Genomic DNA, 17,517 nt, shown 5'->3' on the forward strand with positions numbered 1-17,517 from the left:
GTTCTACATTGTACACCTTACCTAGCTAAAGGATGGGAAAAAAATGGACCAGTTACTGTCAGTAAAGATGGATACAAATTCAGGGGTTATTGATCATCGGATCCACGACCTTTCATCTGAAAAACAAAGTGGACTAGCATGGATAAAAAATCACATCGATGAGGTTAACCAGTGGGTAAACCAGGACGGGTTTGCCTTGTTGCGGGGTCTTAATATAGTAAGCAGCAATCAATTTAGCAGCATACTAGAAACAATATTTGGAGAGCCTTTGAGTCAGTATATGTACCGCTCTTCACCTCGCACCGCATTGAAAAATAACATTTACACCACCACCGAATATCATTGTGAGCAAGTGATACTTCAGCATAATGAAAATGCTTACTCAAATAAATGGCCAATGAGAATGGGCTTTTTTTGCGTGATCCCCGCAAAAAGTGGCGGTGACACACCACTTGCGGATAGTCGCGAGGTATACAAAAACATTCCCTTGGAAATACGCGAAAAGTTTGAACGGCTAGGAGTGATGTATGTCCGAAACTACGGTGATATAGACTTACCTTGGCAAGAGGTATTTCAAACAGATAGTAAGTGTGAAGTGGAAGCCTATTGCGACGCGAATGAAATTGAATATCAATGGTATGAAAACCGATTACAAACTCGTCAACGTCGTCCGGCTGTAGCGAAACACCCACAAACAGGTGAAAAGGTTTGGTTCAATCAAGCCCACCTTTTTCATGCCTCTAGTATTGACGGGCAAACATCAGATCTGATGCGAACAAGTATTGGCGAAGGTAAGTTACCTCGAAATGCATTTTATGGTGATGGCAGTGTGATAGCAGATGAAGACATACACGTTATAAACCAAGTCTACAAAGATCTGACTTTTTCTTACCCTTGGCAAAGAAACGATATTTTGTTGTTAGATAATATGTTGTTTACCCATGGTCGCCAAGCGTATTCAGGGGTTAGAAAAGTACTTGTCGGCATGGCAAAAATAGTTAGTTGAGTAGTTGTAAAAAAGAGCGCTCATATTCTCGGGCGATAACGTTTTGTTAGTAGTTGTGTGGTTGGCAAATAATAGACATTTGTTGAGGAAATAAACAATGAAATGGCTTTTGCATTCTCGGTTTAAAATTACGATTTTGTGTTTGATAAGCTTAATTTTGGCGTCTTGTTTACAAAAAAAGAGCGTAGCCAAAAATACCACAATTACGGCAAGTCAAATTGAAATGATAGCGACGACAGTAAACGACTACTGCGATAAAAACGTATTTTTCGGAACTATCTATATAACTTCTCAAGATAAAGTAGTGTATCAAGCAAATTGTGGTCCACAGAATATGCAGTATGGTGTTGAAAACACGATTAAATCTAAGTATCGAATTGGCTCCAATACAAAGGCATTTGCTGCTGCAATTTTAATGCGAATGTTGGATGGCAAAGATTTACGACAAGAAACAATTGGCGATCATTTACCTTGGTATCCAAAAAATCAATGCGCTGATGTGTCGTTACATCATTTGCTGACAATGTCCTCAGGCATTGATAATTACAGTGACAATGAGGAGGTCTACGATAACTATGGATGGCGGCCATTTTTATATGACTCGGCTTTAAACTTGAATGGCCCTGAAGACTTTAGTAATCGCTTTTGTACATGTACATCGCAAGATGATAAACCATCGTTTACACCGGGCTCTGAATATCAATATAGCAACTGTAACTATTATCTTATCGGCAATATTATCGAGCAGTTAGCCGCGGGCCAGCAAGGTGATATTTCGCGGGACTTTTGGTTTGCAAATCTACTTAAAGAACATATTTTAGATCCCCTAGCTATGAGCGACAGTGGCTCGTTTAGTCCGATAGGTATCTATAGCGATATGACGACAGGCTATATTTACAATCAAAACCAGTACTTACCATTAGCAAATGGCCGTCCTCCTGCGGTAGGTGGACCCGCACCTTACGAGGATATACTGGTCAATCCTTACAGTAACCCGCTGGTGTTGTATTCAGCCGGTGATATGTATTCAACAGTTGAAGATATGCAAAAGTGGGATCAAGGCTTATACACAACCAAGATCTTAAGTGAAGCACAAAAGTTAGCAGCCTTTGCTCCATACTCAAATACCAATAGCACTGAGTCTTGTGAATACTATGGGTATGGTTGGTTTGTAACTTATATCGACCCAAATCAATATGGGAAAGTTGCCAATTGCCCGCAAAATCCCAATGATACAAACCTCAGGCAATATGAGAAGTTTTTACAATACTCGGGAAGCTATCCGTATTCATGGGTAACCAGCTTTAATCGCTTAATTGAGCGCGACCAAGCGGTAATGGTTTTTAGTAACTATGTAAAAACGGGTACTGAGTCAGATTGTATTTCAAGTGAAATTAGAAACATTATCTTTTACAACGATAAGCACCGCAGTGTTAGCTGCCAAAGTGTGCTTAATGATGCTTAAGAGAGTCGTCAGTCTTTTCGAAAGGGAAATAGAGCAGTTGTATTTCGTTTTCACTTATCTTTGTGTTGTACGCAGGATAAAAGAATTACTTTTTAGCTCATGAAGTTAGAAAGTGAAAAAGGGCAAGTTAGCAACTAAGCTTTAATTAGTGTTTGCATAACTTGATATGTTTAACAACTGTTTAATTCAAAATCATAGAGGAATAAATATGACAGCGACAAAAACGGCGAAGGATGAAAAGGCGAGTGAGGCTAAGACCGAGCAAGATGCAAATCATGTTGAGGTTGAAAATCGCGAAGCCGTCGCACAGCTAATTGTCGATAAGTATACAAAGTGGTCGTTTGGTAGTGGTCTTATCCCAATACCGGCGGTTGACTTAGTAGCTTTGACAGGCATTCAAATAAAAATGATTGGTGAAATCGCGAAAGTGTATGGGCAATCATATAGTGAGAATAAGCTGCGCGGTACTATTTCAGCGGTGATCGGTGGTTCATTTCCACAAACATTAGGCGGGGCAGGCTTAAGCAGCTTTTTGAAGGCCGTTCCAATAATCGGCACTTTAAGCTCACTAGCGTTTATGCCTGTTGTATCAGCAGCATCTTCGCATGCTGTTGGCACAACGTTTATTCGACACTTTGAGCATGGCGGAACTTTGTTAGACCTTAATCTTTCGAGTATTAAGGATGACGTTTCTGAGATTGCAGCAAAGTATAGAAAAGACAAAGACAACGCAGATACACAAGTGAACGCTGCTAGCTAGTAGTAACTTGATAAACCAGCAGAAATCTGCTGGTTTATTTGTTATCTAACCAAAAACTAGGAATGTGATATGTTGGTAATACTATATTTGGCCTTGTGTATTCTGTCGGGCTACTGGGGTCGCAATACATTTGCAGGACCTGTTGGGTTTTTCTTGATCTCTTTAGTTTTTACACCCTTAGCTGGTTTATTGATTTTGTTTTTAGCTAAGCGAAGGGAGCCTGTTGCGGAGGAAGAAGAATAAACTTCTGAGCTTTTATTAATGCTCGCTTAGGTAAACATGGAATTTAAAGCTGCTCACTGTCACTTTCGTATTTGAGCAAAAAAATAATAAAGAAGCGCAAATGGTATTATACGATTTAATAAGTCGAAACATAAAAATAAAGAAACGGAACTTTGTTGCTCTCGGTTGTATTTCAGGTCTAGCTAACGCTTTGGTCCTTGCTTTGATCAATAATGTTGCTGAGAACATCTCTGATATTAATCGAGAGAATCACATTCTCTATTACTTGATTTTATTTAGCTTAACAATTGCTATTTACGGATTTACTCAACAGCGCCTAATGACTAAAGCTGCGAGGACTGTCGAAAAGGCTATCGCAGGACTGCGTGTTGAGTTATTTGAATGTGTACGATATACCGAGTTATCGACACTTGAGAAAATTGGTAAAGAGAGAATATTCAACACCCTTAGTAAAGAGCTACAAACGATTTCTCAATCGGCCCAATTGTTTGTCATTATTGGTCAGTCAATAACTTTAGTATTTTTCACCTCGCTCTATATTGCCTATCACTCGTTTGTGGCGTTTTTGGTTGTTTCGGTATTGATCATGTTAGGGGCGAGTATTCATCGACTTCGTGCTAATGAAATACAGAAAAACATGAAGTTATCATTTGAAAGTGAAAACATGCTTATTCACCGATTGTCTGACCTATTGGATGGTTTTAAGGAAGTTAAGCTCAGTAATCCCAGAGCGGATGACTTAGAAAACGAATTCATCGCCGATTCAACTCGAGCTAAAAATGCCAAAACCACTACACAAACCTTATTTGCAACTGACTTTGTACTGTCTCAAATTACATTTTTTGCGGCCACAGGCGCGATGGTTTTTATTGTCCCTTTGCTTTCAAATGTGTACACCGATGTAGTGATAAAGGTTACAACAGCATCTTTATTTTTAATTGGTCCAATCACCAGTATCGTCGGTGGTATACCCATTTATACCACGGCCAGTGAGGCAGCTAACAACGTCTTAGATCTTGAAAACGAGCTGAAGCTCGCGTCGCAAAAAGCACAAAAACAAGGTGCGAAAGGACCATCAGAAATTGGTACTTTTGAAGAAATTAAACTTGAGGGAGCGTACTATCAACACCATCGCCCTGAAGGAGAAAGACCGTTTTTTGTAGGGCCTGTGGATTTAACCATTAAACCCGGGCAAATCACCTTTGTGACTGGTGGCAATGGGAGTGGTAAAACGACCTTTATCCGCATGCTTACCGGGCTATATGAACTACAAGCGGGGCAAATACTACTTAACGGTAGAGCAATCACAAACAATGAACAAGACTTATATCGTAGCTTGTTTACCGCGGTTTTTTCTGACTTTCATTTATTCAAACAGTTGTATGGGATCCGTGTAGGCTCGCAGCAAGAAATTGATGATTGGTTGGTGTTTTTAGAAATGAATACAAAAGTGAGCGTTGAAAATAGTGAGTTTTCTACAGTTGACTTATCAACTGGTCAGCGAAAACGTCTCGCTCTACTTAGCACTATTTTAGAGAACCGGCCTATTTATATTTTCGATGAGTGGGCGGCGGATCAAGACCCAATTTTTAGACGCAAATTTTACGAACAAGTGTTGCCTAAGTTAAAAGAACGCGGCAATACAGTGATTGCGATTACTCATGATGATGCATATTTCCATTTAGCGGATGTACATTTAAAAATGGTAGAAGGACAATTAATGGAACATAACATGGCAGGCAGTGAGGGGGTTTCCTCATGAATATAATTATCCCACCAGATATAGGGTTATTAGCCCTAGGTGCATTATGTTTGGTGATAATTATCGCCAACATTGTGATGCGCGTATTAAAGCGTTATTACCCTAAACTACGAAACCGGATCATATCTTGGCGCTTTAGGGCTGGCGTGACCTTGTTGATATTATTGTTTTTGATTGTTGCTTTGGTCCCAGTGGTATTTATTAGGGTCGACTCGGGGGAAGTCGGGGTGTTATGGAAAAGACTCGGGGGAGGGACATATTTAGAAAAACCATTTTCCGAAGGTACAGTATTGGTAATGCCGTGGGATAAGCTTGTGATTTATTCTAGTCGCTTTCAAACCGCAAATAGAGAGGTACATGCGATTACCAATCAAGGTTTACGTATCACGCTTGATGTTACCGTGCGTTATCGCCCAGTTGTTAATCATATTCCATTTTTACATCAGCTAGTTGGAAAAGATTATGTCAACGAGATGGTGATACCTGAAGTAAGCTCTGCGGTGCGGGTGATTGTGTCTAATTATACTGCTGAGGAAGTTTACGGTTCTCAGCGTATGGATGTTCAAGCACAACTGCTTGGTAAAGTGCTGAACGAGCTTAAATTACAAGAGCAGACAATCTTAAAAAATGCCTCAGAAGGCATGCAAGGACACGCGTTAGTGAACTTGGATGATGTATTGATCAGAGGTGTCAACGTGCCAGAAAAGGTACATAATGCGATTATATCTAAAGTAAATCAGCACTATTTACAGCAAGAATATGATATGCGTTTAGAGGTTGCAGAAAAAGAAGCACAGCGTAAAGAAACAGAAGCCAGAGGTATTGCTGCGTTTCAGAAAATGGTGAGTGGCGGTATCTCAGAGACTTATTTAAGATGGCGAGGTATAGAAGCGACAATAGAGCTAGCTAAGTCCAATAATGCAAAAGTCGTTGTTATAGGCGGGGGGAAGGACGGTTTACCGCTCATTTTAAATACAGAAAATAGCTTGGGCCCTTCGTTATCAAACGCACCGCAACACAACAAAAAGCAGGCTGATGTTAAAAAGGGAATAGAGAAAAAAAATGACAAAGAGCTAGTTTACCGAAGCCCTACAGCAAGCGCCCATATTCCGCTAGAAGAGGTTTCACAGCCCAAGTAAAATTATATGCCACACAACAGGTGTGGCATATACTTAGTGCGACACGTATCTATTTGTATGTTTTCGCGTTGATTAGAGCTATTCTTTATATTGATACAAAGAACATTTTTTATCTTTTAGGTTAAGGGGTTGAATGAAGCATAGTGTCATTGTGTTGTTATTTTTGTCATGCAACCTGTTTGCTAATGTAGTAAAGCAAGAAAATACACCTTTTGTTATAAGCTATGTGGAGCATAAAGGGATCATTCACTATTATGTGCCATTGTTGGCCAAGGCTTATCGTAAAATCGGAATCGAACCAACGTTTGAATTGATAAACGATAAACGTGCTTTGAAGCTATTAGATCAAGGTGTTATAGATGCAGATACAGCCAAATCATTAGAATTTATTGACTCTTATAAAAATATTATTGTTGTGCCAACACCAATAAGCCAAATAGATGTGGTTCTACTTTGTCAGCCAAAGTTGCAATGTGATTTATCTGTATTCAAAAATTCAAATCGCTCGTTAGGTTTAATCGCGGCAAAAGAGTTTTATACAGAGCTGTTATCCGACAGCACGATTAGCCTAATCGAGTTTTCAAGTTTTGAGACACTTCTTAAAATATTTAGCCAAGATAAAGTCGATTATGCAATTGTTGTATTTGATGATTACACGAAGGATGTATTGGCCAATTACCCAAATCACTTTTTTATACAACAAAAAATTGGCTATCACCTGTTACACAAAAAACACCGCGCTATTGTTGAGCAACTCGATGAAGCGATTAAATCAGTCCGAGCGCAGGGCGGATTTATAAAATCAAATTAAGCGTTTTCGAAATCGACAGCAAAAGTGATACACTACGCGTTATGTCAATTATAAGTGAGATAATGCGTGGAGTGTCGTCTACATTGTGGTGCTTGCTGCATCGCGCCAAGTATCAGTTCTAGCTTTCCTAATCACCCAGAAGGTAAACCTGCGGGCGAGCGTTGTAAAAACCTCACAGATGACAACTTGTGCAAATTATTTGGTAAACCAGAACGCCCCAAAGTGTGCCATGATTTTAAAGCAACCGAATGGGTGTGTGGCAATAGTTCGACCGAGGCTATTGCTATCTTAAATGAACTAGAAACGATGACAAACTAAGTTTCTGTGCTAAAAGGCCAAGCATCGCTTGGCCTTAGATTTTTATTACTGCACTTTGGGTGGGAAGTTTTGCAAAATATCACCTACCGTTTTATTGATTGATGCTTCTCTTTGCTCTGGTGTTTGCTTGTTACGCAATCTACCTTCTTTAGCACCACGCCAAACTAATTGTTTAGATGCATTGTCAATCACATCAATGACCAGTGTGCCAACATCATACTCTCGGGTTGTGGTGTGGGTTTGCACGCCCCAACCCCAGTAATTCCAACGTACGCCATAGCTGGTATTGAGTGTGTCTGCTTCAATTTTACTCTCTACAGAGGCGTGGTAGTTAATTAGCATATCAGCATTAGCCTGTTCGACTAATGCAATACCTTGGCTTGATAAGGTTTGCGCAATTGCAGCGCGAACGCGTTTTTCCATCAACTCATTGATTTGATAGTCACTTGCGCTGGCTTGGAGTTTTGCATCTGGCGCCCAAGCAAAGGTTTTATAATTACCAAACTGAACCGACTTATCATAATCCCAATCAGGCGATGATGAGCACGCGCTGATGAGTAATAGTAGTGCTGTTAATACAATATGTTTGAACATGTTAAGTCTCCTTGGCCCAGCGGATTTTCAACGTCCGCTGGGTATTCTTATCAAACCTTTTAAGATCAGACTGTTTGCGCGGTATTATGTTCCACTTCTATCCAGTCTTTCTCATCTACCCAGTTTTGGCTGCCATTTTTAACGCTACGAATTGGTACTAAATAATCGCAACTAATTTGTGGTTTAACCGATGCAAAAATAGGAACAAACCCAAAACTCAAAGCTGTTTCAATGATGGCTTTTTGGTTTTGTGGGTCAATGTCAGCCGCTTCGTCGATATAAATAGGAATACGATAAAGCGTTTGTTCTTGATCAGAAAGCAAATAGCGAATAAACAACATACCACATAATAACTTAATGGTAATACGAGTACCGTTTGAGCCAGCAGAATCAATTTTATCAAAATGTTCAGTTTCACCAGCTCGGTTAACAACTTCAAAGCGAATATCAAATAAGTCTGTTAGCGTAAGCCCTGCTTTATCGCTGGCTAACTTAATCAAATGATCTTTAGCCTCATTAAGGGCTTTTTCATCACTTGGCTGAGATGATAAAAGGTCAAAGTTATCGCCTTTTTCATAGTTATCTGACGTACTAATAATGGTATCAATACTATCAACAAGCATTTTACGCGGGATAACATTAATCTTAAATGACTGTAAATTTGATATGCGATGCTGACTGATACCTTTGTTAAAGCTATTCATTTCACGGCGAAGCCTATCGAGATCTTCTCGCAACCCTTTTATAGTTGCTGCAACCTCTGTAAGTGCAACGCGCGCTTGACGGTCAACGGCGTCTCGCTCGTTATCAAGATTATGATAAGCGCTGATAAGTTTTGCATATTTACTATTTTCATCAGTTTCATTGTCAAACTTAGTGATGCCCGCGTTATAGATATGCAAATAGGTATTACGGACATTAACTGCCAAGTTTCTTAACTCGTTACACTCTTTATTAAACTGATGCACAACCTCGGCTAAATTGTCGAAATCTAATTTAACGTCCACAGGATAGGGCGTTTGCTTACCTGTGAAGATGTCGAGCGTATGGTCAATTCGCTCTGATTTGACCTGTCGTAACCTGTCGCTTTGACGGGTGAGTAAGTCTTGCTTACTTTTGATGATAGAGCGTCTATCAGAGATAGAGCCTGCGTTGCGTTGAACATCTTGTAAGTATTCGTCAACTTGGTCTCTCTCAGCATTTAGCTGTTCACGCAACAACTCCTGCGCATCGACCGATTGCAACATAGTTTGGTATTGCTCAAAACGTTTCAGCGCTGCTTCTAGACCCATTAACTCATCATATAATACATCTCTTTCTTGCTGCTTTTGTGCCACATTTGCTGCAACTTCACGCTGTTGCTTAAATTCAACTAAAGATTGCTGTAGGGCGTTAAGTTGTGCCTTTAGTTGCTCTTTGTTTTCGCCACTTTGCATTTGCACTGGGCTTAGTTTTTTCAGCTTTATCGTCGCGCCTGGTAGGGTAAGTTCACCCCCTTTAACACTTGCCGATAGTAATTCTAAGAAGCCGCCAAAAGCATCGTCATCGGTAATCGTGATATCACCAAGATTTGTGGTCGCAAATGACAACAAATCAGGATTTAAAATCCGCGATATCTCTTCAACTTCTTTGAGCGATAAATCCTCACGCATACGAGTAAACAAATTGAACTCTAAGTTTTTAAGCTGCAACTTTAAGCTTTTGATTTGTTTTTGTGTTTCGTTAATTCGGTAATCTAAAGTGTGTAAACTCTGACCTTGTGCGCTATTGATTGAAAAAGACAATTGCTCATATTCTTTTTTTAACAGTTGCAGGTTGGTCTTGAGTGTGGCGTGATTCGTTAGTTCAAATTCAGTTTTCAGCGCAGAAAAGTCAGTAAACCACTGTTCAATTTGTGTTTGGCGGCGTTCAATGTCTCTGGACTGTTGCAAGTACAGCTGTTGTTTTTGTTCAAAATCATGCTTTTCTTGCTCAATGTCTCCAAGCTGGGCGCTAAGTTCAGCCAAATGTTCTTGCTGATATTGGTCATAATCAACAAGCGCTACGTCAATTTTTGGCGCGAAGGCGGCTAACTTGCCTTTGATTGTTGCTTCACTATCTAACATGCTTTCAAGCGCAGCAATTGGCTCTTGCATCGACTCAAGGGCATTGAGTTCACGACGAGCTCGATTTACCTTGTCAAATGCGCGCCGCCATACCTCATAAAAATCAACGCGAGAGTTAGACATATGGCGTTCAAACACTCTGAGCATAAAGCGTTTTACATCATTGGCTCCAAGCTTATGCAAGTTTAAAATACGGCGAAAAATCTCTTTATAAATAGCGGCGTCTTGAACATTGTTTAGCGGGATCATTTTTAGATTGACGTCGCCGTCATACGGTGTTGCGCCGCCAGTGAGTAGCGCGTTTAGCTCTTGCGCTTTTAATTCAATTGGTTTTTTACCCTGCGCTTCAAGATGCTTAAAGAGTTTAGTGTACTTAATAATGCTCTTTTGTTGGGTAAAGTCATCTAAGTTCAATTTGCCTGGAAAACAAAAAAATTGATGCGCAAATCCTGCGATTTTTCCAAGCCCTGCAACGCCAATCACAACATCGCCATGGGGAAGGTTAGCCTCTAGCAAGATATACGATTGGTCGGTCGAAAAATAAAATTTACGCGTTTCTTCAAGATCGTGCCCATCCCATTCAGTTAAACGTAAGTCGTTGATTAAGGGAAATTGTAGGGCGTTGATAACCGAGCTCTTACCGGTATTGTTAGGTGCACATATCGAAGCACTTTTATCTAACGGGATGACGCACTTTGCATAACCTGCGGTGTTTAATAGTGCCAGCTTACTTAAGCCATATAACTTACTCATACTTCTTCCTCGAGTTCGTCAAAACTGTCTTCATTTACTTCCATTAATGCGTCGATATATCTGTATATAGGTGCTAGATGCATAAAACCTTGTTCAACTTCTTTTGCTAGGCCTAAGCGAACCATTCGTAGGTACACGTCTTTACGTAAATCAGAGCCAGAGAAAATCTCAAGCTGATCAAACAAATGTTTATTGAGTTGTACTAATGTTTGCATAAGCTCCAAATCAGCGATTTCGTCAAACAGTGCCTTTAGCGGGTCTTTACCTTGGTTTGCATAGTGTTCGATTAAAATAAACACAGTTAATGCTATCGCTCGAGATATTTTGCCCATATTGGGTGTGCTTTCGTCGCTTGCAAGATAATAAAAACCACGTGCATCATGCTGAAGATCATGACCGAGCGCATTAAACAGCGCTTGATAAGCCTCTATATGTTGATCGAGTTGTTGCCATAAAGTAGTGTCTTGCTCACTGATATGATAACCACTGACTAACTTTTTATTGATAGCTTGCAGCTCACTGAGCTCAGATAAATTAATTTGTGTCATTAGGTGTTTCTTGTACTTTGCTTGCATTGAACGGGTATAGCGCGAAGGTATGGTCACAAATGGTTACTTTGCTTCGCTGTGTATCTTGTTGTAATTCAAAATGTCCGTCGCTGATCAGTTTTTGGTATAAAAACAACATTTCATCGGCATCAAGACTAGGGTAGTGTTCGCTTAAAAAGCCCAGCAATGCATGGCGCTGATTGCCCTTACCAGTAAATTGCTTGGTGAATGATGTGCGAACATCGTTATAATCTGGAATATTTGGGCTTTGGTAAGCTGGCACATCGGTATGATCAGGTAATTGATAATCCTCATGCTCGAATTGCGCTAAGCTTGCCATATAGGCAACCATATGTCGTTGTTGACCAAGCGAAAAACGCTGAATATCAGAGACAAAATCTGGCTGCACAGGTGTCAGCATTCTATCAACACCGCGCTTTCTAATTAAGCCCAATACTTTAGCGGCTTGCCTTGTGATCAAGGTGTTGCGTCGTAGCTCTTCACGCAAAGGCATCAGCATATCGGCACTTTTACGCAAGCTTTCACGACCAATGAGGTGCATATCTAAAATTCGGGTGCGTAGCTGTTCTAACATGCGCTTGTCGTTTGCACCGCGGCCAAATAATTCTATGCTTTCAATTTGATTGCTGATCTGTTGTTCTATAACGGCAAAGCATGCATGAAAATCGCCGCGAATATCGACCATTTCGAGCATTGGTTCTATGTATTCATCGAAGGCTTCGATCACCGCTTTATAACGCTTTTGCAGAGAGAGATTACTACTATCGGATTTTGCTTGCTCTACAAGGTTAAAAATTGCGCTTTCGTTATGTTGAAATAATTTCACAATCTTTCTTACGCGTTCATCCATGATACGGCTAAACCGGCGTAATTCACTAAAATCACCCTCATCACCCGCTTGTTGTAATCGGGTTCCTAGACGTTCTAAATCTTTTACAAGTACGGTAATTTCTTCTGCTAAACCAAGATCTTCTTCTTGCAATAAGAAACTAGCAAAATCGGCTATCGCTCGGTTTATTTCTAATTGCGAAGATTTTGCCAGAGGTATAATAATCTCTTGATTTAGCAGACGGTTTGTCTCTTTGAAAATCCGTTCGCTGGTCCACTGTGGGTTTTTATGTTTTATGACGTTTTGAACGTCTTTTAGGCTGAAATCGGTCATTTTAAACCGTTTAAAAAGCAGCTCTAACACACCCCAATGTTCATTGAGTGTGTTCAATACTTTTTTTGCTGGGATCATAACTTTCCAGTTTGTATCAATTTTATGACAAGCAGGGTAAATTAATTACTTGTAGCCGTAGCGAATACATGCAGCAAATGCTATTCTTCGCGCCGATTTACACGTTACCTTCAAACTCTATTAATTTTACTTACAGGTTGTTTACGCAATATGGTTACGCCCATTATCCTTACCCTGATAGCGATTGCGTTCGTGCTTATCGTTATAGAGGATATCATCCATGTAAACAAGGCCAAAACTACCCTTTTTTTTGGTACTTTATGTTGGATTATCGCTTTCATATCTCCGATTCATGGGCAAAGCCCAGAAACTGTACAACATCAACTAGATCATAACATTCTTGAAATTGCCACTCTATGGTTATTCTTAATGGCTGCAATGACATTTGTTGCTTATTTGAATTCCAAGGGGTTTATTCAAAACATCGTTCATCGCGTTATGCCAGCGCAGATAAGTGAACGTAAGCTTATGTTTTTAGTTGGTATATCTGCTTTTGTGTTTTCTTCAATTTCAGATAATATCACAGCAACGCTGATTTCTCTTGCAGTTGTTATGTCTTTGAAATTAGACCCCAAAAAGCTAATTAAGTACGCAACGCTGATTATTTTTAGTGTTAATAGTGGGGGCGTGTCGCTCATTACTGGTGACGTAACGACTCTGATGATCTTTTTAGCTGACAAAGTCACTATTCCTGATTTATTACTTTTGATAGCACCAGCTTTGACGAGCGTTATTGCGCTGGCAGCTATGCTGTCGGTTGGTATGAACAGTACCTTAGAATTTAATAAAGATGAGCAAAGGCGAATAGAGAAAACAGACATTACGATTGCAGTTATCTTTATGTCTACGATCTTCGCAACGCTATTTTTGAGTGTTCAGTACCAAGTACCCCCGCTTTTAACATTTCTGTTTGGCTTATCTTTAATGTTTTTAGTTGCGCAATTTTTAATGCGCAAAAAAGACGTGAACAAAAAAATCATCGACTATATTCGCGAAATTGAATACGACACGTTGCTGTTTTTCGTTGGGGTGTTGTTGCTGGTTGGCGCATTAAAAGAGGTGGGCGTACTCGCCATGTTTACTGATTTATATGTATACATGAGCCCAGAATATGCAAACTACTTAATGGGGTTATTATCTGCTGCTGTAGATAACGTACCGCTTACCGCGGCATTATTAAAAGCAGATATCACGATGACGGCACAACAATGGTTAATGTTTACCTATGCAACTGGCGTGGGCGGCTCTATGTTAGTGATTGGCTCAGCTGCGGGTATTATTGCTATGAGTAAAGTTAAAGCATTGACCTTTATGAGCTACTTAAGAATGTCATTGTATTTATTGATTGCTTATACATTAGGTTATGCTGGCGCATATATATCTGGCCAGTTTATCTAAATATTTTTTAGCCATTTTAGGTAATAAAAACTTGACACCTAGACGGCTAAAAGATACTTTCTATCAGCCCACTAATTAGTTAGTGGGCTTTTATTTTGTTTTGATTCAGGTTTATCAAGGCAAAATATACAGAAGAGGTGCGATGCTTAGGTATTTAACAGTAGGTGACGAAAACCAGTGACTGTTGAAGAGGGAAGTATTCGCCGAGGAGAGTTATGGTACGTCGCCATCACTTTTCGGTTTACGGGGCTGAATCCTCGGAACTGTCACCGTTATTGGTGGAGAGCTTCTGGCAGAGGTCAATTCAACTATCTTTCAGTACCTTTATTGCCAAGTTCTCCTGTTTTTTATGATTGCTATTGAAGCGGTCAAAAGGAGATATCATGAATTCGCAGTACACAGTCGCAAAGTTTGGCGGAACAAGTGTAGCCGATTATCCAGCCATGCATCGCTGTGCTCAGATTATAAATGATGACAGTCAAGTTAGAGTGGTCGTTGTTAGTGCAAGCGCAGGCGTTACAAACCATTTAGTCACGTTGACTCAACAAAAAGCAGATGAAGCACAACGTCAACAGTTAGTGCAAGCTGTTATCGATATTCAAAATGCCATTCTCGCTCAGTTAAGCCTAGATGCTGATCTAGCACAGGGATTTGAGCAAACACTCGTAGAGTTTAAATCGTTAGCCGCGTTGCCCGCCTTGAGTGCGCAACAATGTGATGAAATGCTGAGCTTTGGCGAGCGTCTGTCATCGTATTTATTTACCCAAGTGTTGCGAAATTTAGGCTTAAATGCTGATCGCTTTGATGTGCGTACAGTTTTGAAAACCGACAACCGCTTTGGTAAGGCGTCACCTGATATTGAAGCGACAGCAAAAGCAGCACAACAACGCTTAGTGCCTTTGTTAGATGATAAAGTGCTAGTCACGCAAGGGTTTATTGGCAGTGATGTTTATGGTCAAACAACAACATTAGGAAGAGGTGGCTCAGATTATAGTGCCGCATTGCTTGCTGAAGCGATTCACGCAAAAAGCGTGCATATCTGGACAGATGTTGTCGGCATTTTTAGCACCGATCCTAGATTGTGCGTAAAGGCGTCACCGATTGCGCGTCTGAGCTTTGATGAGGCTGCTGAAATGGCCACGTTCGGTGCAAAAGTGCTACATCCTGCAACAATTCTGCCTGCGAGTCGAAGCGGCATCGCAGTATTTGTCGGTTCAAGTCGCGATCCGCAAGCGGGTGGAACATGGATTGAGCGCGAAAAATCTACAGCGCCTGGAATTAGAGCGGTAACACAGCGTAAAAATCAGATTTTACTGACTCTCAAGAGCCCAGAAATGCTTCTGGCCAGTGGCTTTTTGGCCAGAATATTTACGATATTAAGCGCACATAATATTTCGGTTGATTTGGTTACAACTTCTGAAATCAGTGTGGCAATTACCTTAGATAATGCTCAAAATGCGTCTCGCCCAGAATTGGAGCAAGCGTGTCTTGATGAATTAAGTGAGTTTTGTCATGTTACGGTTGAAAACAACCTCACATTAGTGGCATTGATTGGCTCTGAAATCCAACTCAAGCAGCATGAAATGAATTTAATGAAAGTATTAAGCGAATTTAATATTCGTTTGATTTGCCATGGTGCAAGTAAACACAACCTCTGTTTTTTGGTGGAACAATCCCATTCGGATCATGTTGTGCAGTCTATTCATGAAAAACTGCTAGAGTCTGCATAATATAATCCATATAGTGGCACCTAAAATACATTCTTGGGTGCCACCTAGGGGGATTAATTTACCCTACACATCAAATACGTCTTAAGTTTTCAAGTAACAGAATATCATGGACCTATTTCGTTCGCATTTCTTAACAACTTAAGTATAATCAGCCGTCTAAAACAATAACTAAATTATAAATAATATGGCTCAATTGCGAGATGGTTTTCAAAGCCGACTTGGCTTTGTTCTGGCTGCAGCAGGCGCTGCAGTTGGTCTAGGTAATATATGGGGGTTTCCTACCCAAGCTGCAAATCACGGTGGCGGCGCGTTTTTGCTGGTTTACTTTATTGTTATATTTCTGTTAGCGCTTCCAGCACTATATACAGAGCTCTACTTGGGACACCAAGCGCAATCTAACCCGGTAAACGCACTCAGACAGGCTTGGAAAGAAAAAGCGCCAAAAATAGGTGCAGGGGCTGGTTATTTAGGCTTGCTCGGTGCAATTATTATGCTGAGTTTCTATTCAATCGTTGCAGGTTGGATGCTGGCATTTTCTCTTGAACCACTGAGTCGACTTTTTGGTTTTGAGCAAGCTAGTGAGTTTTTAAAAAGTGACTCTACACTAAGAAACTTCATTTTTACCCCACTCATGTTGCTACTTACAGCCAGTATTATATTAAAAGGGGTTAAGTCGGGTATTGAAACTTGGTCAAGACGACTCATGCCAATGCTACTTTTACTGTTAATCGCGCTTATTGCCTATATCGCCACGCTAGATGGCGCATCAGAAGGTTTTAGCGCTTATTTAGTACCCGACTTTTCTAAAGTGACTGACCCTGACTTGGTGATTGCAGCAATGGGGCAGGCGTTCTTTTCATTATCTTTGGGCGTTGGCTGTATGATGATTTACGGCTCGTACCTCAAGCCAAATGAAAACTTACCCAAACTAACATTGAGCGTTGCTGCTCTGGATACAGGTGTTGCATTTTTAGCTGGTTTGTTAATTGTGCCTGCAATTTTTGTGGCACAGCACAACGGTGTGGAGGTTTTTCAAGATGGTAAGTTGGTCGGTGAGGGACGATTAATATTCGCCGTATTACCCGAGCTGTTTTCAAGTATGGGCGCAATTGGTTTATGGGTTGGGTTAACTTTCTTTGTACTGATGTCAATCGCATCGGTGACATCGACGATTTCTTCAACTGAAATACCAGTATCGTTTTTAGTTGAAAGCCATGGTATGCAACGAAAAGGGGCGACGTGGCTAGTGACTGCAATTGTCTTTAGCGTATCTAGTACCATTATCGTAAATTTTGAATGGTTGTTTGGCTTAGTCATAACACTGCTTACACAATATCAGCTGCCATTAATGGGCTTGTTTTATTTTGTAACTGTTGGATGGATATGGAAGCGAGGTAATCAGTTAAGCCTTGAGTGCAAAGGAGCACATTACTGGTTTGCCCAATATGTTCGTTTTGTTTGTCCAATATTAATGACAGCTGTATTTTTGAATGTCGCTTTTAAATAATATTATTTCTTATATTTAAGGCTCGTTGAAATATGTACGTTATACACTTAGGTGAATTAGTTTAATCCTTGGAAGGTATTGTATCTAAAGGTAAAACCTAGGTTGAGGTGGTAAAGC

General features: G+C 40.3%; 15 protein-coding genes and 1 riboswitch. Of the genes, 11 read left to right on the plus strand and 4 right to left on the minus strand.

The window, feature by feature from the left end:
* The first annotated feature begins 43 nt into the window (after positions 1-43).
* From HG263_RS00810 to HG263_RS00845, 8 genes are all read left to right on the plus strand, one after another.
* Positions 44-1,006, plus strand: coding sequence for a TauD/TfdA family dioxygenase (locus tag HG263_RS00810; RefSeq protein ID WP_171624190.1), 963 nt, complete (start codon positions 44-46; stop codon positions 1,004-1,006).
* Positions 1,007-1,103: 97 nt separating this feature from the next.
* Complete coding sequence (locus HG263_RS00815) at positions 1,104-2,471, plus strand: serine hydrolase domain-containing protein (RefSeq protein WP_171624191.1); 1,368 nt, start codon at positions 1,104-1,106, stop codon at positions 2,469-2,471.
* 208 nt (positions 2,472-2,679) lie between these two features.
* Positions 2,680-3,231 (plus strand): YcjF family protein, encoded by a 552-nt coding sequence (locus tag HG263_RS00820; RefSeq protein WP_171624192.1) that lies wholly within the window; start codon positions 2,680-2,682, stop codon positions 3,229-3,231.
* 69 nt (positions 3,232-3,300) lie between these two features.
* The gene (locus HG263_RS00825) at positions 3,301-3,474 is read left to right on the plus strand and encodes a hypothetical protein (RefSeq protein ID WP_171624193.1); all 174 of its coding nucleotides are present in this window, start codon (positions 3,301-3,303) and stop codon (positions 3,472-3,474) included.
* A gap of 100 nt (positions 3,475-3,574) precedes the next feature.
* Positions 3,575-5,236, plus strand: coding sequence for a cyclic peptide export ABC transporter (locus HG263_RS00830; protein WP_171624194.1), 1,662 nt, complete (start codon positions 3,575-3,577; stop codon positions 5,234-5,236).
* Complete coding sequence (locus HG263_RS00835; protein WP_171624195.1) at positions 5,233-6,375, plus strand: prohibitin family protein; 1,143 nt, start codon at positions 5,233-5,235, stop codon at positions 6,373-6,375. Before HG263_RS00830 ends, HG263_RS00835 begins: the two co-directional genes overlap by 4 nt.
* A gap of 133 nt (positions 6,376-6,508) precedes the next feature.
* The gene (locus HG263_RS00840) at positions 6,509-7,186 is read left to right on the plus strand and encodes a transporter substrate-binding domain-containing protein (protein WP_171624196.1); all 678 of its coding nucleotides are present in this window, start codon (positions 6,509-6,511) and stop codon (positions 7,184-7,186) included.
* Positions 7,187-7,252: 66 nt separating this feature from the next.
* Complete coding sequence (locus HG263_RS00845) at positions 7,253-7,504, plus strand: YkgJ family cysteine cluster protein (protein WP_171624197.1); 252 nt, start codon at positions 7,253-7,255, stop codon at positions 7,502-7,504.
* Between the two features lie 45 nt (positions 7,505-7,549).
* Here the strand turns inward: HG263_RS00845 and HG263_RS00850 are convergent, their stop codons facing one another.
* The 4 genes from HG263_RS00850 to HG263_RS00865 all read right to left on the minus strand — a co-directional run bounded on the left by HG263_RS00850 (position 7,550) and on the right by HG263_RS00865 (position 12,765).
* Complete coding sequence (locus HG263_RS00850) at positions 7,550-8,098, minus strand: DUF4136 domain-containing protein (RefSeq protein WP_171624198.1); 549 nt, start codon at positions 8,096-8,098, stop codon at positions 7,550-7,552.
* A gap of 65 nt (positions 8,099-8,163) precedes the next feature.
* On the minus strand, positions 8,164-10,956 hold the full coding sequence (locus HG263_RS00855; protein WP_171624199.1) for an Mks condensin complex protein MksF: 2,793 nt from the start codon (positions 10,954-10,956) through the stop codon (positions 8,164-8,166).
* Positions 10,953-11,504, minus strand: a complete 552-nt coding sequence (locus tag HG263_RS00860; RefSeq protein ID WP_171624200.1) for a condensin complex protein MksE — start codon at positions 11,502-11,504, stop codon at positions 10,953-10,955. Before HG263_RS00860 ends, HG263_RS00855 begins: the two co-directional genes overlap by 4 nt.
* The gene (locus HG263_RS00865; protein WP_171624201.1) at positions 11,491-12,765 is read right to left on the minus strand and encodes an MksB family condensin complex protein; all 1,275 of its coding nucleotides are present in this window, start codon (positions 12,763-12,765) and stop codon (positions 11,491-11,493) included. Before HG263_RS00865 ends, HG263_RS00860 begins: the two co-directional genes overlap by 14 nt.
* 150 nt (positions 12,766-12,915) lie before the next feature.
* Between HG263_RS00865 and nhaD the strand changes: the two genes are divergently transcribed.
* The 3 genes from nhaD to HG263_RS00880 all read left to right on the plus strand — a co-directional run bounded on the left by nhaD (position 12,916) and on the right by HG263_RS00880 (position 17,400).
* Positions 12,916-14,163, plus strand: coding sequence for a sodium:proton antiporter NhaD (gene nhaD, locus HG263_RS00870; protein WP_171624202.1), 1,248 nt, complete (start codon positions 12,916-12,918; stop codon positions 14,161-14,163).
* A 124-nt stretch (positions 14,164-14,287) separates the two neighbouring features.
* Positions 14,288-14,460: riboswitch (Lysine riboswitch) on the plus strand.
* A gap of 86 nt (positions 14,461-14,546) precedes the next feature.
* Entirely contained in the window at positions 14,547-15,893 is a 1,347-nt protein-coding gene (lysC, locus tag HG263_RS00875; RefSeq protein ID WP_171624203.1) for a lysine-sensitive aspartokinase 3, read from the plus strand.
* A gap of 184 nt (positions 15,894-16,077) precedes the next feature.
* Positions 16,078-17,400, plus strand: coding sequence for a sodium-dependent transporter (locus HG263_RS00880; protein ID WP_171624204.1), 1,323 nt, complete (start codon positions 16,078-16,080; stop codon positions 17,398-17,400).
* Positions 17,401-17,517 lie beyond the last annotated feature (117 nt).

The organism is Pseudoalteromonas caenipelagi (genome assembly GCF_013140855.1).
GTDB classification, from domain to species: domain Bacteria; phylum Pseudomonadota; class Gammaproteobacteria; order Enterobacterales; family Alteromonadaceae; genus Pseudoalteromonas; species Pseudoalteromonas caenipelagi.

Bases quoted from the DNA above. Each gene is read 5' to 3' on its own strand.
- HG263_RS00855 (WP_171624199.1), bottom strand. From the start codon at position 10,956: ATGAGTAAGTTATATGGCTTAAGTAAGCTGGCACTATTAAACACCGCA.
- HG263_RS00820 (WP_171624192.1), top strand. From the start codon at position 2,680: ATGACAGCGACAAAAACGGCGAAGGATGAAAAGGCGAGTGAGGCTAAG.
- HG263_RS00815 (WP_171624191.1), top strand. From the start codon at position 1,104: ATGAAATGGCTTTTGCATTCTCGGTTTAAAATTACGATTTTGTGTTTG.
- lysC (WP_171624203.1), top strand. From the start codon at position 14,547: ATGAATTCGCAGTACACAGTCGCAAAGTTTGGCGGAACAAGTGTAGCC.
- HG263_RS00840 (WP_171624196.1), top strand. From the start codon at position 6,509: ATGAAGCATAGTGTCATTGTGTTGTTATTTTTGTCATGCAACCTGTTT.
- HG263_RS00860 (WP_171624200.1), bottom strand. From the start codon at position 11,504: ATGACACAAATTAATTTATCTGAGCTCAGTGAGCTGCAAGCTATCAAT.
- HG263_RS00830 (WP_171624194.1), top strand. From the start codon at position 3,575: ATGGTATTATACGATTTAATAAGTCGAAACATAAAAATAAAGAAACGG.
- HG263_RS00835 (WP_171624195.1), top strand. From the start codon at position 5,233: ATGAATATAATTATCCCACCAGATATAGGGTTATTAGCCCTAGGTGCA.
- HG263_RS00825 (WP_171624193.1), top strand. From the start codon at position 3,301: ATGTTGGTAATACTATATTTGGCCTTGTGTATTCTGTCGGGCTACTGG.
- HG263_RS00850 (WP_171624198.1), bottom strand. From the start codon at position 8,098: ATGTTCAAACATATTGTATTAACAGCACTACTATTACTCATCAGCGCG.
- HG263_RS00810 (WP_171624190.1), top strand. From the start codon at position 44: ATGGACCAGTTACTGTCAGTAAAGATGGATACAAATTCAGGGGTTATT.
- HG263_RS00880 (WP_171624204.1), top strand. From the start codon at position 16,078: ATGGCTCAATTGCGAGATGGTTTTCAAAGCCGACTTGGCTTTGTTCTG.
- HG263_RS00865 (WP_171624201.1), bottom strand. From the start codon at position 12,765: ATGATCCCAGCAAAAAAAGTATTGAACACACTCAATGAACATTGGGGT.
- nhaD (WP_171624202.1), top strand. From the start codon at position 12,916: ATGGTTACGCCCATTATCCTTACCCTGATAGCGATTGCGTTCGTGCTT.